Origin of the sequence: Enterobacter cloacae complex sp. (assembly GCF_900322725.1) — a bacterium.
Classification (GTDB): domain Bacteria; phylum Pseudomonadota; class Gammaproteobacteria; order Enterobacterales; family Enterobacteriaceae; genus Enterobacter; species Enterobacter quasihormaechei.
Genome location: NZ_LT991957.1, coordinates 1,715,936 through 1,741,006, shown reverse-complemented (window position 1 = coordinate 1,741,006; position 25,071 = coordinate 1,715,936). Strand labels below are relative to the sequence as shown.

The window sequence follows — 25,071 nt, the reverse complement described above, 5'->3', positions numbered from 1 at the left end:
AAAGGAGTTAGTCATGGTTAGATTAGAGAAGAACGATCCGTTAATGTTGGCGCGCCAGCTACCATTAAAAACAGTTGCCCTGATACTTGCGGGCGGGCGTGGTACCCGTCTGAAAGATTTGACCATCAAGCGCGCCAAGCCGGCGGTTCACTTTGGTGGTAAGTTCCGTATTATCGATTTTGCACTCTCCAACTGCCTGAACTCAGGCATTCGCCGCATTGGCGTCATTACGCAGTATCAGTCGCACACGCTGGTGCAGCACATTCAGCGCGGCTGGTCATTCTTCAGCGAAGAGATGAACGAGTTTGTCGATCTGCTTCCCGCGCAGCAGCGCGTACACGGGGAAAACTGGTACCGCGGCACGGCGGATGCGGTGACCCAAAACCTCGACATCATTCGCCGCTACAACGCGGAATACGTCGTGATCCTCGCGGGGGACCACATCTATAAGCAAGATTACTCCCACATGCTGATCGACCATGTCGAAAAAGGGGCGCGCTGCACCGTGGCGTGTCTGCCGGTGCCCGTTGCGGAAGCAACCGCGTTCGGCGTGATGCACGTGGATGCGGACGACAAAATTATCGATTTTGTTGAAAAGCCGGCGAACCCGCCAACCATGCCGGGGGATGACACCAAATCGCTCGCCAGCATGGGGATCTATGTCTTTGATGCTGACTATCTTTATGAGCTGCTGGAAGAAGACGACACAGACGAAAACTCCAGCCACGATTTCGGCAAAGACATTATCCCGAAAATTACCAAAGCTGGCATGGCGTATGCACATCCGTTCCCGCTGTCCTGCGTACAGTCCGATCCGAATGCGGAACCCTACTGGCGCGATGTGGGAACCCTGGAAGCGTACTGGAAAGCCAACCTCGATCTGGCGTCCGTGACGCCTGAGCTGGATATGTACGACCAGAACTGGCCAATACGCACCCATATGGAATCGCTGCCGCCGGCGAAGTTCGTGCAGGACCGCTCCGGCAGCCACGGTATGACGTTGAATTCGCTGGTCTCTGGCGGGTGCATTATCTCCGGTTCGGTGGTGGTGCAGTCCGTGCTGTTCCCGCGCGTGCGTATAAACTCATTCTGTAATATCGATTCGGCAGTCCTGCTGCCGGACGTCTGGGTAGGGCGCTCATGTCGTCTGCGTCGCTGCGTCATTGACCGCGCCTGCGTCATTCCCGAAGGGATGGTGATTGGGGAAAACGCGGAAGAAGATGCGCGTCGTTTCTACCGTTCGGAAGAGGGGATCGTGTTAGTAACACGGGAAATGTTGCGGAAGCTGCAAATCAAACAGGAGCGATGATGCAGGTTTTACACGTATGTTCTGAGATGTTCCCGTTGTTAAAAACGGGCGGACTGGCGGATGTTCTTGGTGCACTACCGGCGGCGCAAATTGCCGGAGGGGTAGATACCCGCGTGTTGTTGCCCGCTTTTCCGGATATCCGGCGCGGTATTCCTGATGCAAAGGTTGTTTCCCGTCGCGAGACCTTCGCTGGACGTATCACCCTGCTGTTTGGACATTACAATGGGGTAGGCATTTACCTGATTGATGCGCCGCATTTATACGACCGTCCCGGCAGCCCGTATCACGATACCAACCTGTACGCCTATACCGATAACGTGCTGCGCTTTGCCCTGCTCGGCTGGGTGGGGGCGGAGATGGCCGTCGGGCTGGATCCGTTCTGGCGTCCGAATGTGGTGCACGCGCACGACTGGCATGCGGGGCTGGCACCCGCGTATCTGGCGGCGAAGGGGCATCCGGCCAAATCGGTGTTTACCGTGCACAACCTGGCGTATCAGGGCATGTATTACGCCCATCACATGAATGACATCGATCTGCCATGGTCGTTCTTTAACATGCACGGGCTGGAGTTTAACGGACAGATTTCGTTCCTGAAGGCGGGGCTGTACTACGCCGACCACATTACGGCGGTCAGCCCAACCTACGCGCGTGAAATTACCCAGCCGGAGTTCGGTTACGGTATGGAAGGGCTGCTGCAACAGCGCCACCGTGAAGGCCGTCTGTCGGGCATTCTGAACGGCGTGGATGAACAGATCTGGAATCCGGAAACGGACCTCCTGCTGGCGGCGCGCTATGGTCGCGACTCGGTGGAAGACAAAGCGGAAAACAAGCGCCAGCTACAGATTGCGATGGGGCTGAAGGTCAACGACAAGGTGCCGCTGTTTGCGGTGGTCAGCCGCCTGACCAGCCAGAAAGGGCTGGATCTGGTGCTGGAGGCGCTGCCGGGATTACTGGAGCAGGGCGGCCAGCTGGCGCTGCTCGGCGCGGGCGACCCGGTTTTACAGGAAGGTTTCCTGGCGGCCGCGGCGGAACACCCGGGGCAGGTGGGCGTGCAGATCGGTTATCACGAAGCGTTCTCGCACCGCATTATGGGCGGCGCGGACGTGATTCTGGTGCCGAGCCGTTTCGAGCCCTGCGGCCTGACGCAGCTCTATGGCCTGAAATACGGCACGTTGCCGCTGGTGCGGCGCACGGGCGGGCTGGCGGATACGGTGTCTGACAGCTCTCTGGAAAACCTGGCGGACGGTATCGCCAGCGGGTTTGTCTTTGAGGACAGTAATGCCTGGTCGCTGCTTCGGGCGATCCGGCGTGCGTTCGTCTTGTGGTCCCGTCCATCCCTGTGGCGTTACGTCCAACGTCAGGCGATGTCCATGGACTTTGGCTGGCACGTTGCGGCGCAGTCCTACCGCGACCTTTATCAACGCTTGATGTAACGAGGCGAAGTGACAGATATGAACGCTCCATTTAGCTACTCTTCCCCCACGCTCAGCGTTGAGGCGTTAAAGCACTCCATCGCCTATAAGCTGATGTTTACCATTGGGAAAGACCCCGTTATTGCCAACAAGCACGAATGGCTGAACGCCACGCTGTTTGCGGTGCGTGACCGTATGGTCGAACGCTGGCTGCGCTCCAACCGCGCCCAGCTTTCGCAGGAGACGCGACAGGTGTATTACCTGTCGATGGAGTTTTTGATTGGTCGCACCCTCTCCAACGCGCTGCTGTCGCTCGGGATTTATGACGACGTCAAAAACGCGCTGGAAGAGATGGGTCTGGATTTAGAAGAGCTGATTGACGAAGAGAACGACCCGGGGCTGGGTAACGGTGGTCTGGGGCGTCTTGCCGCGTGCTTCCTTGACTCGCTGGCAACGCTGGCGCTGCCGGGACGCGGCTACGGTATTCGCTACGACTATGGCATGTTCAAGCAGAACATCGTCGATGGCCGTCAGAAAGAGTCCCCGGACTACTGGCTGGAATACGGTAATCCGTGGGAGTTCAAGCGCCACAACACGCGCTACAAGGTGCGTTTTGGCGGGCGTATTCAGCAGGAAGGGAAAAAATCCCGCTGGGTGGAAACCGAGGAGATCCTCGCCGTGGCCTATGACCAGATCATCCCCGGCTACGACACCGATGCGACCAACACGCTGCGCCTGTGGAACGCGCAGGCCAGCAGCGAGATCAACCTGGGTAAATTCAACCAGGGCGACTACTTCGCGGCGGTGGAAGATAAAAACCACTCCGAGAACGTCTCCCGCGTGCTTTATCCGGATGACTCCACCTATTCGGGCCGCGAGCTGCGCCTGCGTCAGGAGTATTTCCTCGTCTCGGCAACGATTCAGGATATTCTCAGCCGTCACTATCAGCTGCACAAAACCTACGCCAACCTGGCGGAGAAAACCGCGATTCACCTCAACGACACCCATCCGGTGCTGTCGATCCCCGAGCTGATGCGCCTGCTGATTGACGAGCATAAGTTCAGCTGGGACGACGCGTTTGAGGTGACCTGTCAGGTGTTCTCGTACACCAACCATACGCTGATGAGTGAAGCGCTGGAGACGTGGCCGGTGGACATGCTCGGCAAAATTCTGCCGCGCCATCTGCAAATCATCTTCGAGATCAACGACTACTTCCTCAAGACCTTGCAGGAGCAGTACCCGAACGATACCGGCCTGCTGAGCCGCGCGTCGATCATTGATGAATCCAACGGTCGCCGCGTACGCATGGCCTGGCTGGCGGTGGTGATCAGCCACAAGGTGAACGGCGTGTCAGAGCTGCACTCGAACCTGATGGTGCAGTCGCTGTTTGCGGACTTCGCGAAGATCTTCCCGACGCGTTTCTGCAACGTGACCAACGGCGTCACGCCGCGCCGCTGGCTGGCGCTGGCGAACCAGCCGCTCTCCGACGTGCTGGATGAGAACATTGGCCGCACCTGGCGCACCGATTTGAGCCAGCTGAGCGAGCTTGAGCAGCACATTGATTTCCCGACGGTGAACAAAGCCGTGCGGGAAGCCAAGCTGCTGAACAAGAAACGTCTGGCGGTGTGGCTGGCGATGCACCTCAACGTGGTGGCGAACCCGAAAGCGTTGTTTGACGTGCAGATCAAGCGTATCCACGAGTACAAGCGTCAGCTGATGAACGTGCTGCACGTGATCACCCACTACAACCGCATTAAGGCTGACCCGACGGCGGAATGGGTGCCGCGCGTGAAAATCTTTGCCGGCAAGGCGGCGTCCGCGTACTACATGGCGAAGCACATTATTCACCTCATCAACGATGTGGCGAAGGTGGTCAACCACGATCCGGACATTGGCGACAAGCTGAAGGTGGTATTCATCCCGAACTACAGCGTGAGCCTGGCGCAGCTTATCATTCCGGCGGCGGATCTCTCCGAGCAGATTTCCACGGCGGGGACGGAAGCGTCCGGCACCAGCAACATGAAGTTTGCCCTGAACGGCGCGCTGACCATCGGCACGCTGGACGGCGCAAACGTCGAGATGCTTGAGCATGTAGGGGAGGAGAACATCTTTATCTTCGGCAATACGGCGGAAGAAGTGGAGTCGCTTCGCAAGCAGGGCTACTCGCCGCGCGAATATTACGAAGAGGATGAAGAGCTACGCCAGGTGCTGACGCAAATTGCCACCGGGGTGTTCAATCCTGAGGAGCCTGGACGCTATCGTGACCTGGTGGATTCGCTGATTAACTTCGGCGATCACTATCAGGTGCTGGCGGATTACCGCAGCTACGTGGACTGTCAGGACAGGGTAGACGAGCTGTACCGTCAGCAGGAGAAGTGGACCAGCGCCGCGATGCACAACATCGCCAACATGGGGTACTTCTCGTCAGACAGAACCATCAAGGAGTATGCCGAGACTATCTGGCATATTGATCCGGTGCGGTTGTAAAAATTTAGCCCGGTGGCGCTGCGGTATGAACCGGAAACATGGGTAACACTTTAGACCGGATACATGGGTAACAGTTATAACTGGCATAGAAGAGGAGACTCGCTATGCCCTGGACTGAGACCCGACCTATGCAACGCCTTGATTTTATCCGTGCCTGCCATGCAGGTACGGACTCCTTCTCCGCTCTTTGCCGTCTTTTTGGCATCAGCCGTAAAACAGGCTATAAATGGCTTCAGCGGTTTGACCCTTCTGACCTGTCATCTCTCTCTGACCGGTCGCGTGCGCCACGCTCCCACTCCCGGACGGTTCCCGATTATATCGTCGGACACCTGACTGCCCTGCGTCAAAAACACCCTGACTGGGGCCCCAAAAAACTGCGGATGTGGCTCCTCAACCATCATGTCGATTTTACCGTACCTGCTGCCAGCACTGTCGGCGATATCCTCAAGCGTGAAGGCCTGGTTCCGGATAAAAAGCGAAAACGCAGAACCCCGGGCAATCGCCAGCCCCTGACCATCATCAGTGAAAACAATCAGGTCTGGAGCGCTGATTTTAAAGGTAAGTTCAGGCTGCTGAGCAGAGAGTACTGCCATCCCTTCACCCTGACCGACAATCACAGCCGGTATCTTCTGAGCTGCCGGGGAACGGACCGGGAGAGTGAGCCCTTCGTCAGACAGTGCCTGACAGATGCGTTCCTGGAATACGGTCTGCCGGAAGTGCTCAGAACCGATAACGGTCAGCCCTTCGCGGGAACAGGAATAGCCGGATTAAGTCGCCTTGCCGTCTGGCTAATCAAGCTGGGCATCAGGCCGGAGCGTATCAGAAAGGGTCATCCGGAAGAAAATGGCCGCCATGAGCGAATGCACCGTTCCCTGAAAAGTGCAGTGAAACAGGGCAACACCTTCATGACGATGGAAGAACAACAGCGGTGGTTCAGTGATTACCGGGAAGAATTTAACTACGAAAGGCCGCATGAAGCCCTGGCGGGTGCAACGCCCGGAACGGTATGGCATCCCTCGAACCGGCACTGGGATGGCAGTGTTCCTGACTATGCTTATCCGGAAGGAGGTAAGGTCTACAGGGTGAAATCGAGGGGGACACTCTATATGGGGAAAAAGGGGACGGTGTTCCTGAGTGAAGCGCTGACGGATGAGTACATCATGCTGGAAGAACAAGATGATGGCCTTGAGGCCATCATCTTTAACGGAATAACGCTTGCGTACTATGACCGGAAAACCCAGAGTGTGCTCCGGATAGACTAAAATGTGTTACCTATGTTCCCGGTCTGATCTGTCACCTATGTATCCGGTCATACACTGCGCTTACCGGGCCTACAGGATCGAGTAGGCCGGGTAAGGCGGAGCCGCCACCCGGCTTTTTTTTCACCCTCAGGACGCCAGCGACAATTCACGCTTTCCCGCATGTTGCGCCAGCCACTGCGCGACGCGAGACTGCTGTTCGGCATTCAGCCACATCCCTTCTTTAGTACGACGCCAGATGGCATCGTCCAGGCGACGCACCCACTCGTGTTCAACCAGGTAACGCAGCTCCGCTTCATACAGCTCATGACCGAAATGTTCGCCCAGGTCGCCAATCTCTTTCGCGTCGCCGAGGAACAGCTCGGTATTGCTGCCGTAGGTGCGGGCATAGTGGCGCGCCATCCCTTCGGTGATGAACGGGAAGCGGCGACGCAGCTTCGCGGCGTAATCGTCGCGGTTGTCGCCGATATCCCCGCCCGGCAGTACCGCCTCTTTGGTCCACGCGGGGCCGATGCCTTTATAGTACGGCGCCAGTTTTTCCAGCGCGTGCTCGGCCAGCTTGCGGTAGGTGGTAAGCTTGCCGCCAAACACCGACAGCAGCGGTGCCTGACCGTCTACGTCATGAATATCGAGCGTATAGTCGCGGGTGATGGCCTGCGGTGAGTCAGATTCGTCATCGCACAGCGGACGCACGCCGGAGTAGGTCCAGACCACGTCATCGCGCACCAGCTGTTTCTTAAAGTGCGCGTTGTACACCTTCAGCAGGTAGCTGACTTCACTCTCGTCGATCTCAACGTTTTTCGGATCGCCTTTGTACTCCACGTCGGTGGTGCCGATGATGGAGAACTCGTCCATCCACGGGATCACAAACACGATGCGCTTGTCTTCGTTTTGCAGGATGTAGGCCTGCTTCTGAGTATGTACGCGCGGCACCACAATGTGGCTGCCCTTGATCAGGCGAATGCCGTACGGTGAAGGCAGATGCATTCCATCGTCGAAGAACTGCTTCACCCACGGGCCGGTGGCGTTCACCAGGCCGCGTGCTTTCCAGCTGAACTTCTCGCCGGTATCCACGTCTTCTGCTTCCACAATCCACAGGCCGTTTTCGCGGCGGGCGGCGGTCGCGCGGGTGCGGGTTTTCACCTCGCCGCCTTTCTTCTCGACCATCTGGGCGTTAGCCAGCACCAGACGCGCATCGTCCACCCAGCAGTCGGAATATTCGAAACCGCGCACGATTTCAGGCTTAAGGACCGATTCTGAGCCAAAACGCAAACCGTTCGAACCCGGCAGGCTGGTGCGTTTGCCGAGATGATCGTACATAAACAGGCCGATGCGGATCATCCACGCCGGGCGCAGGTGCGGGCGGTGAGGCAGGCGGAAGCGCATTGGGATCGCCAGATGCGGGGCCATTTTCAGCAGCACTTCGCGTTCGGCCAGCGCTTCGCTGACCAGGCGGAATTCGTAGTGTTCCAGGTAGCGCAGGCCACCGTGGATCAGCTTGGAGCTGGCGGACGACGTCGCGCAGGCGAGATCGTTAGCTTCCAGCATCAGCACGGATAAACCGCGTCCTGCGGCATCAACCGCAATACCGGCACCGTTGATGCCACCGCCTATCACAATCAGATCTTTGGTTTCCATAACACCCTCATGCACTTTCGTTAAAGCTCAGAAATGTTCGATATCGCTCATAATAGCAAAGGAACGCGCTTTTGGTAACATCAAAAAAACAATTTAGAGTGATATGGATAACATAATGGCGTTTACCCGCCGCCAGGACGTACACTACGGGGTAAAATCTTGTCGTTGACCACTTTAAAGAGAGCACCATGGATCAGTTTGAATGTATTAACGTAGAAGAAGCCCATCAGAAGATGCACCAGAAAACCGCGGTGCTGGTGGACATCCGCGATCCGCAGAGCTTTGCCATGGGCCACACGCCGGGCGCGTTCCATTTGGCCAACGACACGCTGGGCGCGTTTATGCGCGATAACGACTTCGAAACCCCGGTGATGGTGATGTGTTACCACGGCAACAGCAGTAAAGGCGCAGCGCAGTATCTGATCCAGCAGGGCTACGATGCGGTGTACAGCGTCGACGGCGGCTTTGATGCCTGGCACCGTCATTTCCCGGCAGAAGTTGAATACGCGTTTGAGCGCTGATCCCGCTATACTGTCCCCTTTTGTGTGGAAATAAGCGACCGCTGCCCATGTTGATGATCACCTCTTTTAGCAACCCACGCGTCGCCCAGGCGTTTGTCGACTATATGGCGACGCAGGGCATAATCCTGACTATTCAGCAGCATACGCAGACGGACGTCTGGCTGGCGGACGAAAGCCAGGCCGAGCGCGTGAACGCCGAGCTGGCGCGTTTTCTGGAAAACCCGGGCGACCCGCGCTATCTGGCGGCAAGCTGGCAGTCCGGCCAGACGGGCAGTGGCCTGCACTATCAACGTTTTCCTTTTCTCGCCACCCTCCGCGAGCGCGCAGGGCCGTTTACCCTGCTGCTGATGGCGGCCTGTATCATCGTCTTTATCATTATGAGCGTGGTGGGCGACCAGAGCGTGATGATTGCCCTGGCATGGCCGTACGATCCCTCCCTGCAATTTGACGTCTGGCGCTACTTCACGCATGCGCTGATGCACTTCTCGGTGATGCATATCCTCTTTAACCTGCTGTGGTGGTGGTATCTCGGCGGGGCGGTGGAGAAGCGGCTCGGCAGCGGCAAGCTGATTGTCATCACGGTGATCAGCGCCCTGTTGAGCGGCTATGTGCAGCATAAATTCAGCGGCCCGTGGTTTGGCGGGTTATCCGGCGTGGTTTACGCCCTGATGGGCTACGCCTGGCTCAGAGGCGAGCGCGACCCGGAAAGCGGCATCTATTTACAACGTGGATTAATAACCTTTGCGTTAATATGGCTTATTGCCGGATGGTTTGATCTGTTTGGTATGTCTATCGCCAATGGTGCGCACGTTACCGGCCTGGCGGTCGGGCTGGCGATGGCGCTTGCCGATACGCTCCATGCGCGAAAACGAACATAATTCTCAGGGATAATTGATGAAACAAACACAACGTCATGACGCCATTATCGAACTGGTCAAAAAACAGGGATACGTCAGTACGGAAGAGCTGGTGGAGCAGTTTGCCGTCAGCCCGCAAACCATCCGTCGTGACCTGAACGACCTTGCCGATCAGAACCGTATTCTGCGGCATCACGGCGGCGCCGCCCTGCCGTCCAGCTCGGTGAACACCTCGTGGCATGACCGTAAGGCGACGCAAACGGCAGAGAAAGAGCGTATCGCCCGTAAGGTAGCGAGCCAGATCCCGAACGGCGCGACGCTGTTTATTGATATCGGCACCACGCCGGAAGCGGTCGCCCACGCGCTGCTGGATCACGAGAACCTGCGCGTGGTCACTAACAACCTGAACGTGGCCAACACCCTGATGCAGAAAGATGATTTCCGCATCATTCTCGCGGGCGGCGAGCTACGCAGCCGCGACGGGGGCATTATCGGTGAAGCGACGCTCGATTTTATCTCCCAGTTCCGCCTCGATTTCGGCATTCTGGGGATCAGCGGCATCGACACTGACGGCTCGCTGCTGGAGTTTGATTATCACGAGGTACGCACCAAGCGCGCGATTATTGAGAACTCGCGCCACGTGATGCTGGTGGTGGACCATTCGAAGTTTGGCCGTAACGCGATGGTGAACATGGGCAGCATTGGCCTGGTGAATGCGGTCTATACCGACGTAATGCCGCCGGCGGGCGTGATGCAGGTGATTAAGGATAATAATGTGCAGTTAGAGCTGTGCTAGCCGTTTTGTCGGGTGGCGCGGCGCTTACCCGACCTACAAAACCCGTAGGCCCGTGCAAGCGTAGCGCCGCCGGGCAATAAATTACACACCGTACCCCATCATCTTCAATAGCTGCTGCGCATGCTGTACCGCGTCCTGACGGTGCGCCACGCCCAGCTTCTGATACAGATTACGAATGTGCGTTTTGATGGTGGTCGCCGCGACGGCCAGCTCACCGGCTATCTGGTCATTGCTGTAACCGGAGTAGATCAGCCCCAGCACCTGCCATTCACGCTGGGTGAGCGGGCTGGTGCGGATAAGTTCCGGCACTTCCGGATGGTTCAGCAGACGCTCCACGAAGTTCTCATCGAAGTGCGCAAACTTGTGGCGGTGATGCTGGTTGATCTCGCGCAGAATGCGCTGGGCGCGATGCTGGTCGAGTTCCGGCAGCGTGTTGAGCTGAATCAGCTGGCGCAGCTGCTGGGCCATCACTTCACCTTCAATCACAAAGTGGCTGATAAACCCGGTGCGGTTCGCCAGCTGCAACGCTTCCAGCAGCACGCGCTGGGCATCGTTTTTACGTCCCGCCTGCCAGTAAAGCTGGTTTAACAGCAGCAGGTTGCGGTTCAAATCGCTCATCAGACGCAGGCTGCGGGCGTTTTCATTTAACTCTTCCAGCACGATCTCGGCAGGCTCGAAGTCACCCAGCAGGATCTGCACGCGGGCAATATTGCGCCACTGGCTTTGCAGGAAGTGGTTATTGGCAAATTCTGGCTTAGGCGTCTGACGCAGCCAGTGGGCGGCAGACTTTTTATCGCCGGTCATCTGCCAGTAAATTACCCGAACCTTATCGGCGTTGGACACCCAGTCGCTATGGTACTGCCCGTTGCCGAGCAGGTTTTCCAGGCGATTAAGGTGGTTGCGGGCATTATCCAGGTCACCGCGCGCCAGCGAGCACTGTACCAGCAGGGCCAGACACTGGAGTTGCTGTTGAGGCTGGAAGCTCGAAAGCACGTTCAGCCCCTGGCGGGCGCAGCTTTCTGCTTCATCCAGACGCGACCATGCCCACAGCAGCTGAGCGCGAATACGCAACAGGAACTCGTGCATCGGCAGCTGTTCCAGATGCTGTTCACGGATAAGCTGGAACGCTTTCTCCTGGTTTTCCCAGGCGGCTTGCAGGAACCCCTGAGCAAATAAAATCTCGCTTTGCTGGATCAGGCTCCACAGGGCGTAATGCCAGACATCGTGGCGGCGCGCCATCTGTTCGGTTTGCTGCATGAGGGAAAGCGAACGCGTGAGGTCGCCCTTGCAGTGCAGCACTTCGCCGTGCACTGAGGTGGCCACAATGCGGCTGTAAAAATTCGCCAGCGGCAGCTCATCCAGCGCGACCATCGCCAGCCGTTCGGCCTCATCCGGGTCGCCGTCGTTAATCGCCACCTGCGCGCGCAGGGCGTTAAACTCGCCGTGCAGGATGGTATCCATCTCGCTTTCCATCTCCTGCTCGGCGCGCGCCAGCAGGGTGTTCACTTCGCTGTAGCGATGCTGGCTCTGCATCAGCCAGGCCTGGAGCAGCACCAGACGCGGATTCTCCAGCAGGCTCTCCCACGGCAGCGCTTTTAACGACTCTTCCAGCAGCGACAGTTCGCTGTGGTTGAACAGTCCCCACGCGTGATTGAGCAGAATATCGCGCAGCATACCGGCATCCCCGGCGGCCAGCGCGTGGTGGATAGCCTCGCTCGGGAAACCTTGCGCCATCCAGCTTTCGGCGGCGGCGCGGTGAATGTCAGGCAGCTCTGCGGCCAGCTCCCACTGACAGCGCTGGCGCAGGAAGCTGCCAAACAGCGGATGGTAGCTAAACCATTCGCCGGGATCGTCCATGCGCGTCAGGAACAGACCCTGACGTTCAATCTCTTCGAGCTGAAGCTGCCCGTTTTCGATGCCAGTGACGCGCACGATCAGCGCATCGTTCATCGAACGCAGCAGGGAGCTTTTCAGCAGGAAATGGCGGGTGGAGAGGTCAACGCTGTCGAGTACCTCATCCACCAGATAATCCGACAGGTGGCTGGCGTTGATGCCCGCCAGGCGGCGTGCCGACTGGTGCGTCGGGCTGTTGTTTTGCCGCGCGGAAAGGGCAATCAGCTGAAGCGCCGTGGCCCAGCCTGCAACGTCATCACACAGGCGGCTGCTTTCAGACGCCTCGATCGGAGACGTCAGACGGCAGTCAAAGAACTGTTTCGCTTCCTGATGGGTAAAGGCCAGCTGCTGGCTGCCGATTTCCAGCAGCTGATCGCGCACGCGCAGGTTAGCAATGCCCAGCTGCGGAAGGTTGCGCGACAGGACCACCAGCGTCAGGTTTTCCGGCTGATGGCGCAGGAAGAAACGCATCGACTCGTGAATGACCGGGTTCGTGATCAGATGATAATCATCAATCACCACGTACAGCGGGCGATGCCATTCGGCCAGTTCAATAAACAGCTGTGAGAAAAGAGAGGACAGGCTGGCGTACTGGCGCTTCTGCACCATCACCTCGCTGGTGACGCAGTGCCCGTTGGTTGCCTGCTGAATAGCGGCAATTAAATAGCTCGCAAAACGCTCCTGCTGGTTATCCCCTTCATCCAGGGAGTACCAGCCAAGATCGCTTTTGCCTGCCGCCCACTGTGAAATGAGCGTTGTTTTTCCATAACCCGCAGGACTCGTAACCAGCGCCAGTCGGAAATTATGCGCACCGGAAAGTTTAGCCAGCAGGCGCTCGCGGACCACAGTATGGTCAAGACGAACCGGGCGACTTAATTTGGACGGAATCAACATAGTTTTCACTTCACTGTGGGGAACGAGAAAATTTATTTTTTTTGCGCTTCGTAATTAATACCTATAAGTTCGGCCAATACAGGAACTATTGCAAGTTATGTCTGGGTTTGGAGGCTCTGAATTTGCACTCTGTCACAAAACATTCTCATCTATGTTGGAACTTTTGTTAAATGGCTGGATGCCGCGCTGCTGCTGGCTTGTCTGCATGGCGTGCGGTTGCGCTGAAACTGGTTTCAGGAGGAGATAATGACGCTGAAGTTAATAAACTTTGGCAAAGGTTGCGTGGGCTTAATAGTGGTGCCGAATAATCCAGGCGCCCGGAAATCATATTCTTCGTAAGTAATCATTTCACCGATGATTAATTTCCTCCGAAACGGTATTTCACTTCTTTGACACGCTTCCGGTATATCTTTTTTTGCGAAGCGCACACTCACACAGTGGCCTCGATCACACTTTTATGCTCATCCCCGCTACTCCTCCCTGCCTAATCCCCGACAGGAGGAGGAAGAGGCGCAGTGAGCCAGGCACACTAGCGCCAAATGTGTTTTCTCTCTACAGGATGCCGATTCCCTATGTCACAGCCTACTTTCAACAAAGCTCAATTTCAGGCTGCCCTGACGCGTCAGTGGCAGCGTTTTGGCCTTCATGCTGCAAACAAGATGACGCCTCACCAGTGGTGGCAGGCGGTGAGCGGGGCGCTCGCGGAGCAGCTGGACGCTCAGCCCGTGACGAAGCCTGTTAAGGGCCAGCGTCACGTCAACTACATTTCGATGGAGTTCCTGATTGGCCGTCTGACAGGCAACAATCTGCTGAACCTTGGCTGGTATCAGGAAGTGGGTGACGTGCTGAAAGAACACGACATCAACCTGACCGATTTGCTGGAAGAAGAGACGGACCCGGCGCTGGGTAACGGCGGACTGGGACGTCTGGCAGCCTGCTTCCTGGATTCCATGGCAACGGTTGGCCAGTCGGCGATTGGCTATGGTCTGAACTACCAGTACGGCCTGTTCCGTCAGTCGTTCGCTGACGGCCACCAGATGGAAGCGCCGGACGACTGGCACCGTAATACCTATCCGTGGTTCCGCCACAACGCGCAGCTGGACGTGCAGGTCGGGATTGGCGGGAAAGTGACGAAGCAAGGGCTCTGGGAGCCGGCGTTCACCATTACCGGTGAAGCCTGGGACCTGCCGGTGCTCGGCTACCGTAACGGCGTGGCGCAGCCGCTGCGCCTGTGGCAGGCGAAGCACGCGCATCCGTTCAACCTGACCAAATTCAACGACGGCGATTTCCTGCGCGCCGAGCAGCAGGGTATCGACGCCGAGAAGCTGACGAAAGTGCTCTACCCGAACGACAACCATCTGGCGGGTAAAAAGCTGCGCCTGATGCAGCAGTACTTCCAGTGCGCCTGCTCCGTGGCGGACATTCTGCGTCGCCATCACCTGGCGGGCCGCAAGCTGGCGCAGCTGCCGGACTTCGAAGTCATTCAGCTCAACGACACGCACCCGACCATTGCCATCCCGGAACTGCTGCGCGTGCTGATTGACGAGCATCAGCTGAGCTGGGACGACGCCTGGGCCATCACCAGCCGCACCTTCGCCTACACCAACCACACCCTGATGCCGGAAGCGCTGGAGTGCTGGGATGAGAAGCTGGTGAAAACGCTGCTGCCGCGCCATATGCAGATCATCAATAAGATTAACGACCAGTTCAAAACGCTGGTGGAGAAAACCTGGCCGGGCGATAAGGCCGTCTGGGCGAAGCTGGCCGTGGTGCACGACAAGCAGGTGCGCATGGCGAACATGTGCGTAGTCAGCGGTTTTGCGGTCAACGGCGTGGCGGCGCTGCACTCTGACCTGGTGGTGAAAGACCTGTTCCCGGAATACCACCAGCTGTGGCCGACCAAATTCCACAACGTGACCAACGGCATCACGCCGCGCCGCTGGATCAAGCAGTGCAACCCGCTGCTGGCCGGCCTGCTGGACAAGACCCTGAAGAAAGAGTGGGCCAACGACCTGGACCAGCTCATTAACCTGGAAAAATATGCCGACGACGCGAAGTTCCGCGAGCAGTACCGCGCGATCAAGCTGGAGAACAAAGTTCGCCTGGCGGCGTTCGTGAAAATGCGCACCGGGATTGAAATCAACCCGAACGCGATTTTCGATATTCAGATCAAACGTCTGCACGAGTACAAGCGTCAGCACCTGAATCTGCTGCATATTCTGGCGCTGTACAAAGAGATCCGCGAGAACCCGCAGGCCGACCGCGTGCCGCGCGTGTTCCTGTTCGGTGCGAAAGCGGCGCCGGGCTACTACCTGGCGAAAAACATTATCCTCGCCATTAATAAAGTAGCGGCGGCGATCAACAGCGATCCGAAAGTGGGCGACAAGCTGAAGGTGGTGTTCCTGCCGGACTACTGCGTCTCTGCGGCTGAAATGCTGATCCCGGCGGCGGATATCTCCGAGCAGATCTCGACCGCCGGTAAAGAAGCGTCCGGTACCGGCAACATGAAGCTGGCCCTGAACGGCGCGCTGACCGTCGGCACGCTGGACGGCGCGAACGTCGAAATTGCGGAGAAGGTCGGTGAAGAGAACATCTTTATCTTCGGCCATACTGTTGAAGAAGTGAAAGCCATCAAAGCCAAAGGGTACGACCCGGTGAAATGGCGTAAAAAAGACAAAGTGCTGGATGCGGTGCTGAAAGAGCTGGAAAGCGGTAAGTACAGCGACGGCGACAAGCACGCGTTTGACCAGATGCTGCACAGCATGGACAAACAGGGCGGCGATCCGTATCTGGTGATGGCTGACTTCACGGCTTATGTTGAAGCGCAGAAGCAGGTCGACGTGCTGTACCGCGACCAGGACGCCTGGACCCGCGCGTGTATCCTGAACACCGCGCGCTGCGGCATGTTCAGCTCTGACCGCTCAATCCGTGATTATCAGGCCCGTATCTGGCAGGCAAAACGCTAAGGAAGCGCGATGGAGAGTAAACGTCTGGACAGTGCCGCGCAGGCGGCGGGAATTAGCCTCAGTTACATCAATGCGCACGGCAAACCGCAGTCTATTGGTGCGGACACCAAAAGACGTTTGCTGGATGCCATGCATAAAACCGACGCGAAAGCGTCGGGTATGCCAGTGCCGAACGTGAAGGTCTTTACCGCAGGCAAAAAGATGCCGCTGATGGTGGAAGGGCGCGGCGAATTCAGCTGGCTGCTCACTACCGAAGAGGGGCACCAGCACAAAGGCCACGCCACCGGCGGCAAAACGTTCAACCTTCCGGCGAAGCTGCCGGAGGGCTACCACAGCCTGACGCTCACCCAGAATGACAGCCGCTTCCACTGTCGGGTGATCGTCGCGCCGAAGCGCTGCTATGAGCCGCAGGCGCTGCTCGAAGGCAAAAAACTGTGGGGCGCCTGCGTGCAGCTCTATACGCTGCGTTCCGACAGCAACTGGGGCATCGGCGATTTTGGTGACCTGAAGAATATGCTGGTATCCGTGGGGGAGCGCGGCGGGGCGTTTATCGGCCTCAACCCGATCCACGCCCTCTATCCGGCCAACCCGGAAAGCGCGAGCCCGTACAGCCCGTCTTCCCGCCGCTGGCTGAACGTGATTTACATCGACGTTAACGCGTTAGACGATTTCAAAAACAGCAAAGAGGCGCAGGCCTGGTGGAAGCTGGACACCACGCAGCAGATGCTGAAACAGGCTCGCGATGCGGAGTGGGTGGACTATGCCACCGTGACCGCGCTGAAAATCGCGGCGCTGCGTCTGGCATGGAAGGGCTTTGCGAAGCGTGACGACGCGCAGATGGCAGCCTTCCGCCAGTTTGTGATGCAGGAAGGTGAGAGCCTGTATTGGCAGGCGGCGTTTGATGCGCTGCACGCGTATCAGGTGCAAGAGGACGAGATGCGCTGGGGCTGGCCGGTGTGGCCGGAAGCGTATCAGTCCGTGGATACCCCGGAAGTGAAAGCGTTCTGTAAGACGCATGCCGACGAGGTGGATTTCTATCTCTGGTTGCAGTGGCTGGCGTACAGCCAGTTTGCCGCCTGCTGGCAGGTGAGCCAGGGCTATAACATGCCGATCGGGCTGTATCGCGATCTGGCCGTCGGCGTGGCGGAAGGCGGCGCGGAAACCTGGTGTGACCGTGAGCTTTATTGCCTGAAAGCCTCCGTCGGCGCGCCGCCGGATATCCTGGGCCCGCTCGGCCAGAACTGGGGTCTGCCGCCGATGGATCCGCACGTGATGGCGGCGCGTGCCTACGAGCCGTTTATCGACCTGCTGCGCGCGAACATGCAGAACTGCGGGGCGCTGCGTATCGATCACGTGATGTCCGTGCTGCGTCTGTGGTGGATCCCATACGGTGAAACGGCCGATCACGGGGCGTACGTGCAGTATCCGGTGGACGATCTGCTGTCGATCCTCGCGCTGGAGAGTCAACGTCATCAGTGCATGGTGATTGGTGAAGATCTCGGTACGGTGCCGGTTGAGATTGTCAGCAAGCTCCGCGACAGCGGGGTTTACTCCTACAAAGTGCTCTATTTTGAAAACGACCATGAGAAAACCTTCCGCGCGCCGAAAGCGTACCCTGAACAGTCAATGGCAGTCGCGACGACGCACGATCTTCCTACGCTCAGAGGCTACTGGGAAAGCGGTGACCTGACGCTCGGCAAAACGCTGGGTCTCTATCCTGATGAAGAGGTTCTGCGCGGGCTGTATCAGGATCGCGAGCTGGCGAAGCAGGGGCTGCTGGACGCGCTGCATAAGCATGGCTGTCTGCCGAAGCGCGCCGGGCATAAGGCGTCGCTGATGTCGATGACGCCAACGCTTAACCGTGGCTTACAGCGCTATATTGCCGACAGCAACAGCGCGTTGCTCGGCCTGCAACCCGAAGACTGGATTGATATGGCGGAGCCGGTGAACGTCCCCGGCACCAGCTATCAGTACAAAAACTGGCGTCGCAAGCTCTCCACTACGCTTGAGAAGATGTTTGCGGATGACGGCGTGAACAGGCTTATTAAGGATTTGGATAAGCGGCGAAAAGCAGCCGGGAAGAAGTGATAAAAAACCCGCCAGTGGCGGGTTTTTTGTTATCAGGTCGTGCTCATGTAGGTCGGGTAAGGCGTAGCCGCCACCCGACTTATGGCATTAAACCACCATATTCAACAGCAGCACCCCGACCAGGCCACACACCGAAATAATGGTCTCCAGCGCGGACCAGGACTTGATGGTTTCACCGATGGTCAGGTTGAAGTACTCCTTGAACAGCCAGAAGCCCGGATCGTTCACGTGGGAGAAAATCACGCTACCGGAACCGACCGCGATAACCATCAGCTCAGGGCTGACGCCCGTCGTGGCAATCAGCGGTGCAACGATACCGCCTGCGGTGATCGCCGCAACGGTCGCAGAACCCAGCGCAATACGCAGAACGGCGGCGATAGACCACGCCATCAGCAGCGGGGAGACGTTGGTTTCGTGCATCATGGCAGCGATGTATTTATCCACGCCGCTGTCGACCAGCACCTGCTTGAACGCGCCGCCGCCGCCGATGATCAGCAGCATCATGGCGATGATTTTGATGGAAGAGGTCAGCGTGTCGTTGATCTGATCCATGGAGCGGCCGCGGTTAAGACCGAAGGTGAACATCGCAATCAATACCGCAATCAGCGTTGCCATTACCGGGTCGCCCAGGAACTCTGCAACGGACAGGAACGCGTGACCTTTCGGCAGAACCATCTCTGCTACGGCACGCATCGCCATCAGGATCACCGGCACCAGTGAGGTCCAGACGCTGACGCCAAAGCCCGGCATCTCTTCTTCTGAGAAGGTTTTGGCGCTGTACAGGCCTTCCGGGATGGGCTTATCAATGCCTTTCAGGAAGCGCGCATAAACAGGGCCCGCCAGGATAACCGTTGGGATCGCCAGAATCGTACCGAACAACAGGGTTTTACCCATATCGGCGTGGAAGATGGTGGCGATAGCGGTTGGGCCCGGGTGCGGCGGCAGGAAGCCGTGGGTGACGGACAGCGCCGCAGCCATCGGCACGCCCACGAACAGCAGCGGGATGTTGGCGGCAGCGGCGATGGTGAACACCAGCGGCAGCATCAGCACGAAGCCCACTTCATAGAACAGCGCGAAACCGACGGTAAAACCGGTTAAGACCACCGCCCACTGGATGTGCTGCTTGCCAAATTTATCGATAAGCGTGGTGGCAATACGCTGCGCGCCACCGCAGTCCGCGAGCATTTTACCCAGCATGGCGCCGAAGCCCATGATCAGCGCCAGGCTGCCGAGCGTACCGCCGACACCGGCTTTGATGGAGCTGATAACTTTAACCAGCGGCATTCCCTGCATCAGACCGACTGCAAGTGCCACCAGAACCAGAGCGATAAATCCGTTCATTTTGAAGCGGATCATCAAGAGCAGTAATAACACAACACCGATAGCGACGATGACTAATGGCATGATTGACCTGGCCTTTGAATTGTTATGGGTAACGTCATTGTTTCAACGACAAATTCCGGTTGTCCCAACTGGGAACAGAGCGTTAACGGCACTCATACTGATGCCTGCGAAAACGTTAAGTTTAGTCGGCTGTTATAGGGGTGTTGAGTGCCCATGGGAATGATACGGGTAACATGCTGTGATTGAGAATCACCCAGGGAGGCAAAATGTGAATTATGAGACGCAGGTCAACATATGGAGTGAGATCGGCGGTAAATCAAAAGCCGGGTGGCGGCTTCGCCTTACCCGGCCTACGATCCTTGCACACTGTATTTGTAGGCCCGGTAAGCGCAGCGCCACCGGGCAATACAGACGGGTACTGAATTAGTAGTAAGAGTGCTCGCCGCGCTGGTGCTCGGTCAGATCGCGCACGCCTTTCAGTTCAGGGAATTCGTTCAGCAGCTGCTTCTCGATCCCTTCTTTCAGGGTTACATCGACCATGGAGCAGCCGTTACAGCCGCCGCCAAATTGCAGGATCGCCAGACCCTCTTCGGTGATTTCCATCAGGGAAACACGTCCACCGTGGCCGGCCAGCTGTGGGTTGATCTGCGATTGCAGCAGATATTCCACGCGCTCCATCAGCGGGGCATCGTCAGAGACTTTACGCATCTTCGCGTTTGGCGCTTTCAGCGTCAGCTGAGAGCCCAGCTGGTCGGTAACGAAATCAATCTCCGCATCTTCAAGATACGGCGCGCTCAGCTCATCAACGTACGCGGTGAGCTGTTCAAATTTAAGGGCAGTGTCAGTTGCTTCCACGGCATCCGGAGGACAATAAGAGACACCACATTCTGCATTCGGAGTGCCTGGATTGATCACAAACACGCGGATCTGCGTCCCTTCTTCCTGATTTGCCAGCAGTTTGGCAAAGTGCGCTTGTGCAGAATCGGAAATACGGATCATAGCTTTGGCCTAATAGTTGACTAAATTACCTGGGTATAATCATACGCCCATTGGAGAAGGGCTACAAGGTACGGCACAGACACCATACCTGAACTGACGCGGCGCCGCTTTGCAAAAGCAGTCGGGAAAGTTCAGCGACGGTACTGCCCGTGGTGACGACATCATCCACAATCGCGATATGGAGACCGTAGACCGGCAATTCAAGGCGAAAGGCGTTTTTCAGGTTCCTTTTGCGCAGCCGGGCATTAAGGCGGTGCTGAACCGCAGTGGCATGTACGCGCTTCAGCGCGCAGGCAGCGTACCGACAGCCCAGCCAGCGGGCGAGCGGACGGCACAGCAGGTCGCTCTGATTATAGCCCCGCCGCCAGTGGCGACGCCGGAAGAGGGGTACGTTCATAATCAGGTCGATCTTCGGCAGCCCCCGTGTTCGCCGCGCCTGTAAGACCGCCAGTAATAGCAGGCGCGCCAGCGGCTTCGCCAGGCGGGTCTGGCTGGAAAACTTAAACTGATGAACCAGACGGCTCAGCGGCAAAACGTAATCATCCACCGCCACCAGCGCGTGCCACGGCGGCGCTTTTTTCAGGCATCGCCCGCAGGGGAGCGTCTGGCTGACGGCAGGCAAGCCGCATTGCGGGCAGCCCTTCAGCCAGCCCAGCGCGCGCGTACAAACGGAACAGACGCCCCACTTACTCAGCGCAAGCGGCATTCGGCATAGCCAGCACAAGCCGGGCACTGTTAGCATACGCAACCTCCATGTAAAAAAAGAGAACGATAGCTGATGAAGACGCTGTGGTGGCAGACCGTTGGAACGGGAAATTGTCATCTTGTGCTGCTGCACGGATGGGGACTGAACGCCGAAGTGTGGCGTTGCATAAGTGAGGAACTGGCCTCGCAATTTACGGTGCACCTGGTCGATCTGCCGGGGTATGGCCGCAGCCGCGGCTATGGAGCGATGACGCTCGACGACATGGCGAAGCAGGTTCTGGATGCCGCGCCGCAAAAAGCCGTCTGGCTCGGCTGGAGCCTGGGCGGGCTGGTGGCAAGCCAGATTGCGCTGAGCCATCCTGAGCGGGTGCAGGCGCTGGTGACCGTGGCCTCATCACCCTGCTTCAGCGCCCGCGAGGCGTGGCCGGGCATTAAACCCGAGGTGCTCGCCGGTTTCCAGCACCAGCTGAGCGAAGACTTCCAGCGGACGGTGGAGCGTTTTCTGGCGCTACAAACCATGGGGACAGAAACCGCCCGTCAGGACGCACGGACGCTGAAGCAGACGGTGCTTTCCCTGCCGATGCCGGACGTTGAGGTACTGAACGGTGGGCTGGAAATCCTGAAAACGGTCGATCTGCGCGAGCCGCTGGCGTCGCTGGCGGTGCCGCATCTGCGTATTTATGGCTACCTGGATGGGCTGGTTCCGCGCAAGGTGGTTCCGCTGCTGGATGCGCTGTGGCCGGAGAGTCAGTCACGGGTGGTTGCCAAAGCGGCACATGCGCCTTTCATCTCTCATCCTGCTGAGTTTTGTTCGGCGCTGTCCGGTTTTATTAGCGAAGCGTCCACCACTCCCTGAGGCAGGCTTTACCTTCCGGGCAATGTTTACAGCTGCCGGACAGACAACCGTCCGGCTCTTCCTGAATGCGCACGACTTTTCCCATGGCCTCCAGCCTTTCCAGCATGGCATCGATCATCGGCTGCGGCGTATGCAGGCTGAGGCTGAGCTGCTTCGCCTCCATTCGCCCCTGCAACGCCAGTAAGTCCCGGACCTGAATCAACGATGCCATCGCTTTCCTCCTCAGTGACAGTCGCCCGCAGGGCTGCTACAGCAGGTGGTTGGGGTTTTGCGCGTCGCCAGCAGATTAATGTCAACGCGGCTACGCGCCCGGCGCAGCAGGCCAATCACCAACACGTTGAACAGGATCACCGCCAGAATGCAGACCAGGCTGTAGCGCGGATGCTGGCTGTAATTGACGGTCTGATAAAACACGGTCGCCAGCGAGTAGGCAATGTTTAGCCCCCAGAGGATGGAGAAGCCCATCCAGCCGCGGCTGGACTCGCGGGCAATGGCGCCCATCACCGAGATGCACGGAATATAGAGCAGGACGAAGATCAGGTAGCTGTAGGCCGCTGACGCGCTGCCAAATTTCTGGCCCATCACGCCCATTGCCCCGGTCGCCATTTCGCCGTCGCCTTTGCTGGCTTCAATCGGGTTCGCCAGCACGCTCAGGCTGAAGGTATCTTTCAGGCTCTGCCAGGTCTCTTCCACCGCGCCGAGCAGTTCATCGCCGAGGTGGAACGCCGCCGGATTAAACTCCTCTTCCTGGATATTCTCAGCGGTGTAGAGCGTGTTCAGGGTGCCGACCACCACCTCTTTCGCCATCGCGCCGGTGAACAGGCCCACGGTTGCCTGCCAGTTGTCTTCCTGAACGCCAATCGGTTTGAAGACCGGCGTAATGATCCGGCTGACGGAGGCGAGGGCGGAATCGTTAATGTTGTCCGCCGCCTGGCCGCTCAGGGTGAAGCTGTTCAGGGCACTCAGGAAAATGCTGACGATAACAATCACCTTACCGGCGCGCAGAACGAAGCCCTTCAGGCGCTGCCATGTCTGTATGACCAGACTTTTCAGGTGCGGAACGTGATACACCGGCAGCTCCATCACGAACGGCGACGCTTCGCCGCGCATGATGGTGTGCTTCAGCATCAGGCCGGTGAGGATCGCCATCACAATACCCAGCACATACAGGGAGAAGACGGCCAGCGCCCCTTCCTGACCAAAGAACGCCGCGGCAAAGACCGCGAAGATCGCCAGACGCGCGCCGCAGGACATGAACGGCGCCATCATGATGGTCATCAGGCGTTCGCGCGGTGCATCCAGCGTACGCGCGCCCATCACGGACGGCACGTTACAGCCGAAGCCGACAATCAGCGGCACGAACGATTTACCCGGCAGCCCCAGCGCCTGCATCAGGCGGTCCATCACGAAGGCCGCGCGCGCCATGTAGCCGGAATCCTCAAGGAAGGAGAGGAACAGGTACATCATGCCGATTTGCGGCACCAGCGGGAGGACGGTGTTGATCCCGCCGCCGATCCCCTGCGCAAGGAAGATAGTCAGCCATTCCGGGAAGTGGAGGGTATAGCCCAGCCACTGAATGCCGTGCACGAAGATAGCAACAGAGCCGCCATCAAAGATAGGTTGTAATGCGCCGCCGATGTTAATGGCGAGCAGGAACATCACGTACATCACCAGTAAAAAGATCGGCAAACCGAGGAAGCGGTTGAGCACAATCTTATCCACGGCGGCGGTGAAGCGGCTCGGTTCAGCGGTTAAGGCATTACTGACCACGTCACAGATCGCGGCGATGGCCTGATAGCGCGCATCGGCAATGTGCAGGGCCGGGTCATCCAGCTCGTCGCTCAGGCGAGCCAGCGCAACGTCCAGCTTATCCGCCGCATCGCCTGCGTAGGCGCGGCTATAGATATCGCCTTCCAGCATTTGCAGGCCAAGCCACAGACGCTGTCTGGCGGGCATGGTGTTGTCCATCTCCTGCGCCAGTTGTCTGGCTTCGCGCAGCAGCGGCTGGGCGTAGTGCACCAGCTCGACGTCGGCATTGCCCGCGTGGCGGTCAATCGCCAGCTTCAGGGCGTCAATGCCGCGCGCGCGGGTAGAAACCAGCGGAACCACCGGGCAGCCCAGACGGGCGGAGAGGGCGTCAACGTCGATGCGCAGCTTTTGCTTTTCCGCGATGTCGAGCATGTTGAGTGCCACGATGCAGGGAATACCCAGCTCCAGCAGCTGTAACGTGAGATACAGATTGCGCTCGAGGTTGGAAGCATCCACCACGTTGATGAGCATATCCGCGTCGCCGCTCAGAATATAGTGGCAGGCAATTTGCTCATCGAGAGAGGTCTGGGAGGAAATCGTAGTGAGGGAATAAGTTCCCGGTAAATCAACCAGCGTGACCTGGTTATCCGTCGTGGTGAACTGGCCTTCTTTGCGTTCAACCGTTACGCCTGCCCAATTTCCCACGCGCTGGCGCGCGCCGGTTAGCTGATTAAATAAGGTTGTCTTGCCGGAATTAGGATTGCCAATTAAGCCAATAGTTAATTTTTTCATTGTAGTAGACTCACTGAAACCGCTGGCTTGTTAACGGGATAAAGATTCAACTTCAATTAATGCGAGATCTTTTTTTCGCAGAACCAGATTAACGCGTCGGGTTTCGATATGAATGGGGTCGCCCAACGGCGCGACGCGCACCACCTGGAATGATGAGCCGGGTAGCATACCCAGTGACAGCAGCTTCTGCCGATAGGCCGGGCTTATCTCACGGGTAAAACCGATAATTTTCCACGCACTGTCTGGAGTGAATTGCATAGCGCCTGATTCCACGAGAGGTTAAATAATCTACACTGCGATGATAATGAGAATAGTTTTTATCAGCAATAATAAAAATGTGACGGGATGTTGTTAAGCGTATTATTTTGCGGTCGGATTGACCTTGCTCAATATTTGCGGAAGTACCGAAAGGGAAGAATAAATGTATTTTGTTAACGGAGTGATAAATAGTGGTTTAAATATGGATACACCATATTTATTTTAATTTCCTGCGGCCTGCTTGCCGG

General features: G+C 57.6%; 18 protein-coding genes. 10 read left to right on the top strand and 8 right to left on the bottom strand.

Annotated elements, in window-relative coordinates:
• Positions 1-13: 13 nt before the first annotated feature.
• The 4 genes from glgC (at position 14) to DBR02_RS08825 (ending at position 6,470) form a co-directional block, all read left to right on the top strand.
• The gene (glgC, locus tag DBR02_RS08840) at positions 14-1,309 is read left to right on the top strand and encodes a glucose-1-phosphate adenylyltransferase (RefSeq protein ID WP_063449532.1); all 1,296 of its coding nucleotides are present in this window, start codon (positions 14-16) and stop codon (positions 1,307-1,309) included.
• Entirely contained in the window at positions 1,309-2,742 is a 1,434-nt protein-coding gene (gene glgA / locus DBR02_RS08835) for a glycogen synthase GlgA (protein WP_063865387.1), read from the top strand. The genes glgC and glgA overlap by 1 nt, the downstream gene beginning before the upstream one ends.
• Before the next feature lie 18 nt (positions 2,743-2,760).
• Positions 2,761-5,208, top strand: a complete 2,448-nt coding sequence (glgP, locus tag DBR02_RS08830) for a glycogen phosphorylase (RefSeq protein WP_107534093.1) — start codon at positions 2,761-2,763, stop codon at positions 5,206-5,208.
• Positions 5,209-5,312: 104 nt separating this feature from the next.
• On the top strand, positions 5,313-6,470 hold the full coding sequence (locus DBR02_RS08825; RefSeq protein ID WP_107533827.1) for a DDE-type integrase/transposase/recombinase: 1,158 nt from the start codon (positions 5,313-5,315) through the stop codon (positions 6,468-6,470).
• A gap of 126 nt (positions 6,471-6,596) precedes the next feature.
• On the opposite strand, the gene glpD is transcribed toward DBR02_RS08825, so the two are convergent.
• Positions 6,597-8,105: a glycerol-3-phosphate dehydrogenase gene (gene glpD, locus DBR02_RS08820; RefSeq protein ID WP_107534091.1), complete on the bottom strand. Its 1,509-nt coding sequence runs from the start codon at positions 8,103-8,105 to the stop codon at positions 6,597-6,599.
• Positions 8,106-8,293: 188 nt separating this feature from the next.
• Here glpD and glpE point away from each other — a divergent pair, with 188 nt between their 5' ends.
• Genes glpE through DBR02_RS08800 form a run of 3 tightly spaced genes read left to right on the top strand, consistent with a single transcriptional unit; the run spans position 8,294 to position 10,279 of the window.
• The gene (gene glpE, locus DBR02_RS08810) at positions 8,294-8,626 is read left to right on the top strand and encodes a thiosulfate sulfurtransferase GlpE (RefSeq protein WP_107534087.1); all 333 of its coding nucleotides are present in this window, start codon (positions 8,294-8,296) and stop codon (positions 8,624-8,626) included.
• Between the two features lie 47 nt (positions 8,627-8,673).
• Positions 8,674-9,504, top strand: a complete 831-nt coding sequence (gene glpG / locus DBR02_RS08805; RefSeq protein WP_107534085.1) for a rhomboid family intramembrane serine protease GlpG — start codon at positions 8,674-8,676, stop codon at positions 9,502-9,504.
• 16 nt (positions 9,505-9,520) lie between these two features.
• Positions 9,521-10,279 (top strand): DeoR/GlpR family transcriptional regulator, encoded by a 759-nt coding sequence (locus tag DBR02_RS08800; protein ID WP_063865393.1) that lies wholly within the window; start codon positions 9,521-9,523, stop codon positions 10,277-10,279.
• An 81-nt stretch (positions 10,280-10,360) separates the two neighbouring features.
• Here the strand turns inward: DBR02_RS08800 and malT are convergent, their stop codons facing one another.
• The gene (gene malT, locus DBR02_RS08795; RefSeq protein WP_063865394.1) at positions 10,361-13,066 is read right to left on the bottom strand and encodes an HTH-type transcriptional regulator MalT; all 2,706 of its coding nucleotides are present in this window, start codon (positions 13,064-13,066) and stop codon (positions 10,361-10,363) included.
• Positions 13,067-13,638: 572 nt separating this feature from the next.
• Between malT and malP the strand changes: the two genes are divergently transcribed.
• Together malP and malQ are read left to right on the top strand one after the other, a co-directional pair.
• Positions 13,639-16,032, top strand: coding sequence for a maltodextrin phosphorylase (malP, locus tag DBR02_RS08790; protein WP_107534083.1), 2,394 nt, complete (start codon positions 13,639-13,641; stop codon positions 16,030-16,032).
• 9 nt (positions 16,033-16,041) lie between these two features.
• A complete protein-coding gene (gene malQ / locus DBR02_RS08785) occupies positions 16,042-18,120 on the top strand; it encodes a 4-alpha-glucanotransferase (protein WP_063449524.1) in 2,079 nt (692 codons plus the stop codon).
• An 87-nt stretch (positions 18,121-18,207) separates the two neighbouring features.
• Here the strand turns inward: malQ and gntT are convergent, their stop codons facing one another.
• The 3 genes from gntT to gntX form a co-directional block, all read right to left on the bottom strand.
• A complete protein-coding gene (gene gntT, locus DBR02_RS08780; protein ID WP_063449523.1) occupies positions 18,208-19,524 on the bottom strand; it encodes a gluconate transporter in 1,317 nt (438 codons plus the stop codon).
• Positions 19,525-19,887: 363 nt separating this feature from the next.
• Positions 19,888-20,463, bottom strand: a complete 576-nt coding sequence (gene nfuA, locus DBR02_RS08775; protein ID WP_063449522.1) for a Fe-S biogenesis protein NfuA — start codon at positions 20,461-20,463, stop codon at positions 19,888-19,890.
• 61 nt (positions 20,464-20,524) lie between these two features.
• Positions 20,525-21,205: a DNA utilization protein GntX gene (gene gntX, locus DBR02_RS08770; protein ID WP_107534081.1), complete on the bottom strand. Its 681-nt coding sequence runs from the start codon at positions 21,203-21,205 to the stop codon at positions 20,525-20,527.
• A 36-nt stretch (positions 21,206-21,241) separates the two neighbouring features.
• Between gntX and bioH the strand changes: the two genes are divergently transcribed.
• A complete protein-coding gene (bioH, locus tag DBR02_RS08765; protein ID WP_063865711.1) occupies positions 21,242-22,024 on the top strand; it encodes a pimeloyl-ACP methyl ester esterase BioH in 783 nt (260 codons plus the stop codon).
• Here the strand turns inward: bioH and feoC are convergent.
• The 3 genes from feoC to feoA are packed head-to-tail and all read right to left on the bottom strand — an operon-like array spanning position 21,999 to position 24,823.
• The gene (gene feoC / locus DBR02_RS08760) at positions 21,999-22,235 is read right to left on the bottom strand and encodes a [Fe-S]-dependent transcriptional repressor FeoC (RefSeq protein WP_107534079.1); all 237 of its coding nucleotides are present in this window, start codon (positions 22,233-22,235) and stop codon (positions 21,999-22,001) included. The two genes, bioH and feoC, sit on opposite strands and share 26 nt — an antisense overlap.
• An 11-nt stretch (positions 22,236-22,246) precedes the next feature.
• Positions 22,247-24,565, bottom strand: coding sequence for a Fe(2+) transporter permease subunit FeoB (gene feoB / locus DBR02_RS08755; RefSeq protein ID WP_107534077.1), 2,319 nt, complete (start codon positions 24,563-24,565; stop codon positions 22,247-22,249).
• Positions 24,566-24,595: 30 nt separating this feature from the next.
• Positions 24,596-24,823 (bottom strand): ferrous iron transporter A, encoded by a 228-nt coding sequence (gene feoA / locus DBR02_RS08750; protein ID WP_006812243.1) that lies wholly within the window; start codon positions 24,821-24,823, stop codon positions 24,596-24,598.
• Positions 24,824-25,071 lie beyond the last annotated feature (248 nt).

Bases quoted from the DNA above. Each gene is read 5' to 3' on its own strand.
- glgC (WP_063449532.1), top strand. From the start codon at position 14: ATGGTTAGATTAGAGAAGAACGATCCGTTAATGTTGGCGCGCCAGCTA.
- glgA (WP_063865387.1), top strand. From the start codon at position 1,309: ATGCAGGTTTTACACGTATGTTCTGAGATGTTCCCGTTGTTAAAAACG.
- glgP (WP_107534093.1), top strand. From the start codon at position 2,761: ATGAACGCTCCATTTAGCTACTCTTCCCCCACGCTCAGCGTTGAGGCG.
- DBR02_RS08825 (WP_107533827.1), top strand. From the start codon at position 5,313: ATGCCCTGGACTGAGACCCGACCTATGCAACGCCTTGATTTTATCCGT.
- glpD (WP_107534091.1), bottom strand. From the start codon at position 8,105: ATGGAAACCAAAGATCTGATTGTGATAGGCGGTGGCATCAACGGTGCC.
- glpE (WP_107534087.1), top strand. From the start codon at position 8,294: ATGGATCAGTTTGAATGTATTAACGTAGAAGAAGCCCATCAGAAGATG.
- glpG (WP_107534085.1), top strand. From the start codon at position 8,674: ATGTTGATGATCACCTCTTTTAGCAACCCACGCGTCGCCCAGGCGTTT.
- DBR02_RS08800 (WP_063865393.1), top strand. From the start codon at position 9,521: ATGAAACAAACACAACGTCATGACGCCATTATCGAACTGGTCAAAAAA.
- malT (WP_063865394.1), bottom strand. From the start codon at position 13,066: ATGTTGATTCCGTCCAAATTAAGTCGCCCGGTTCGTCTTGACCATACT.
- malP (WP_107534083.1), top strand. From the start codon at position 13,639: ATGTCACAGCCTACTTTCAACAAAGCTCAATTTCAGGCTGCCCTGACG.
- malQ (WP_063449524.1), top strand. From the start codon at position 16,042: ATGGAGAGTAAACGTCTGGACAGTGCCGCGCAGGCGGCGGGAATTAGC.
- gntT (WP_063449523.1), bottom strand. From the start codon at position 19,524: ATGCCATTAGTCATCGTCGCTATCGGTGTTGTGTTATTACTGCTCTTG.
- nfuA (WP_063449522.1), bottom strand. From the start codon at position 20,463: ATGATCCGTATTTCCGATTCTGCACAAGCGCACTTTGCCAAACTGCTG.
- gntX (WP_107534081.1), bottom strand. From the start codon at position 21,205: ATGCTAACAGTGCCCGGCTTGTGCTGGCTATGCCGAATGCCGCTTGCG.
- bioH (WP_063865711.1), top strand. From the start codon at position 21,242: ATGAAGACGCTGTGGTGGCAGACCGTTGGAACGGGAAATTGTCATCTT.
- feoC (WP_107534079.1), bottom strand. From the start codon at position 22,235: ATGGCATCGTTGATTCAGGTCCGGGACTTACTGGCGTTGCAGGGGCGA.
- feoB (WP_107534077.1), bottom strand. From the start codon at position 24,565: ATGAAAAAATTAACTATTGGCTTAATTGGCAATCCTAATTCCGGCAAG.
- feoA (WP_006812243.1), bottom strand. From the start codon at position 24,823: ATGCAATTCACTCCAGACAGTGCGTGGAAAATTATCGGTTTTACCCGT.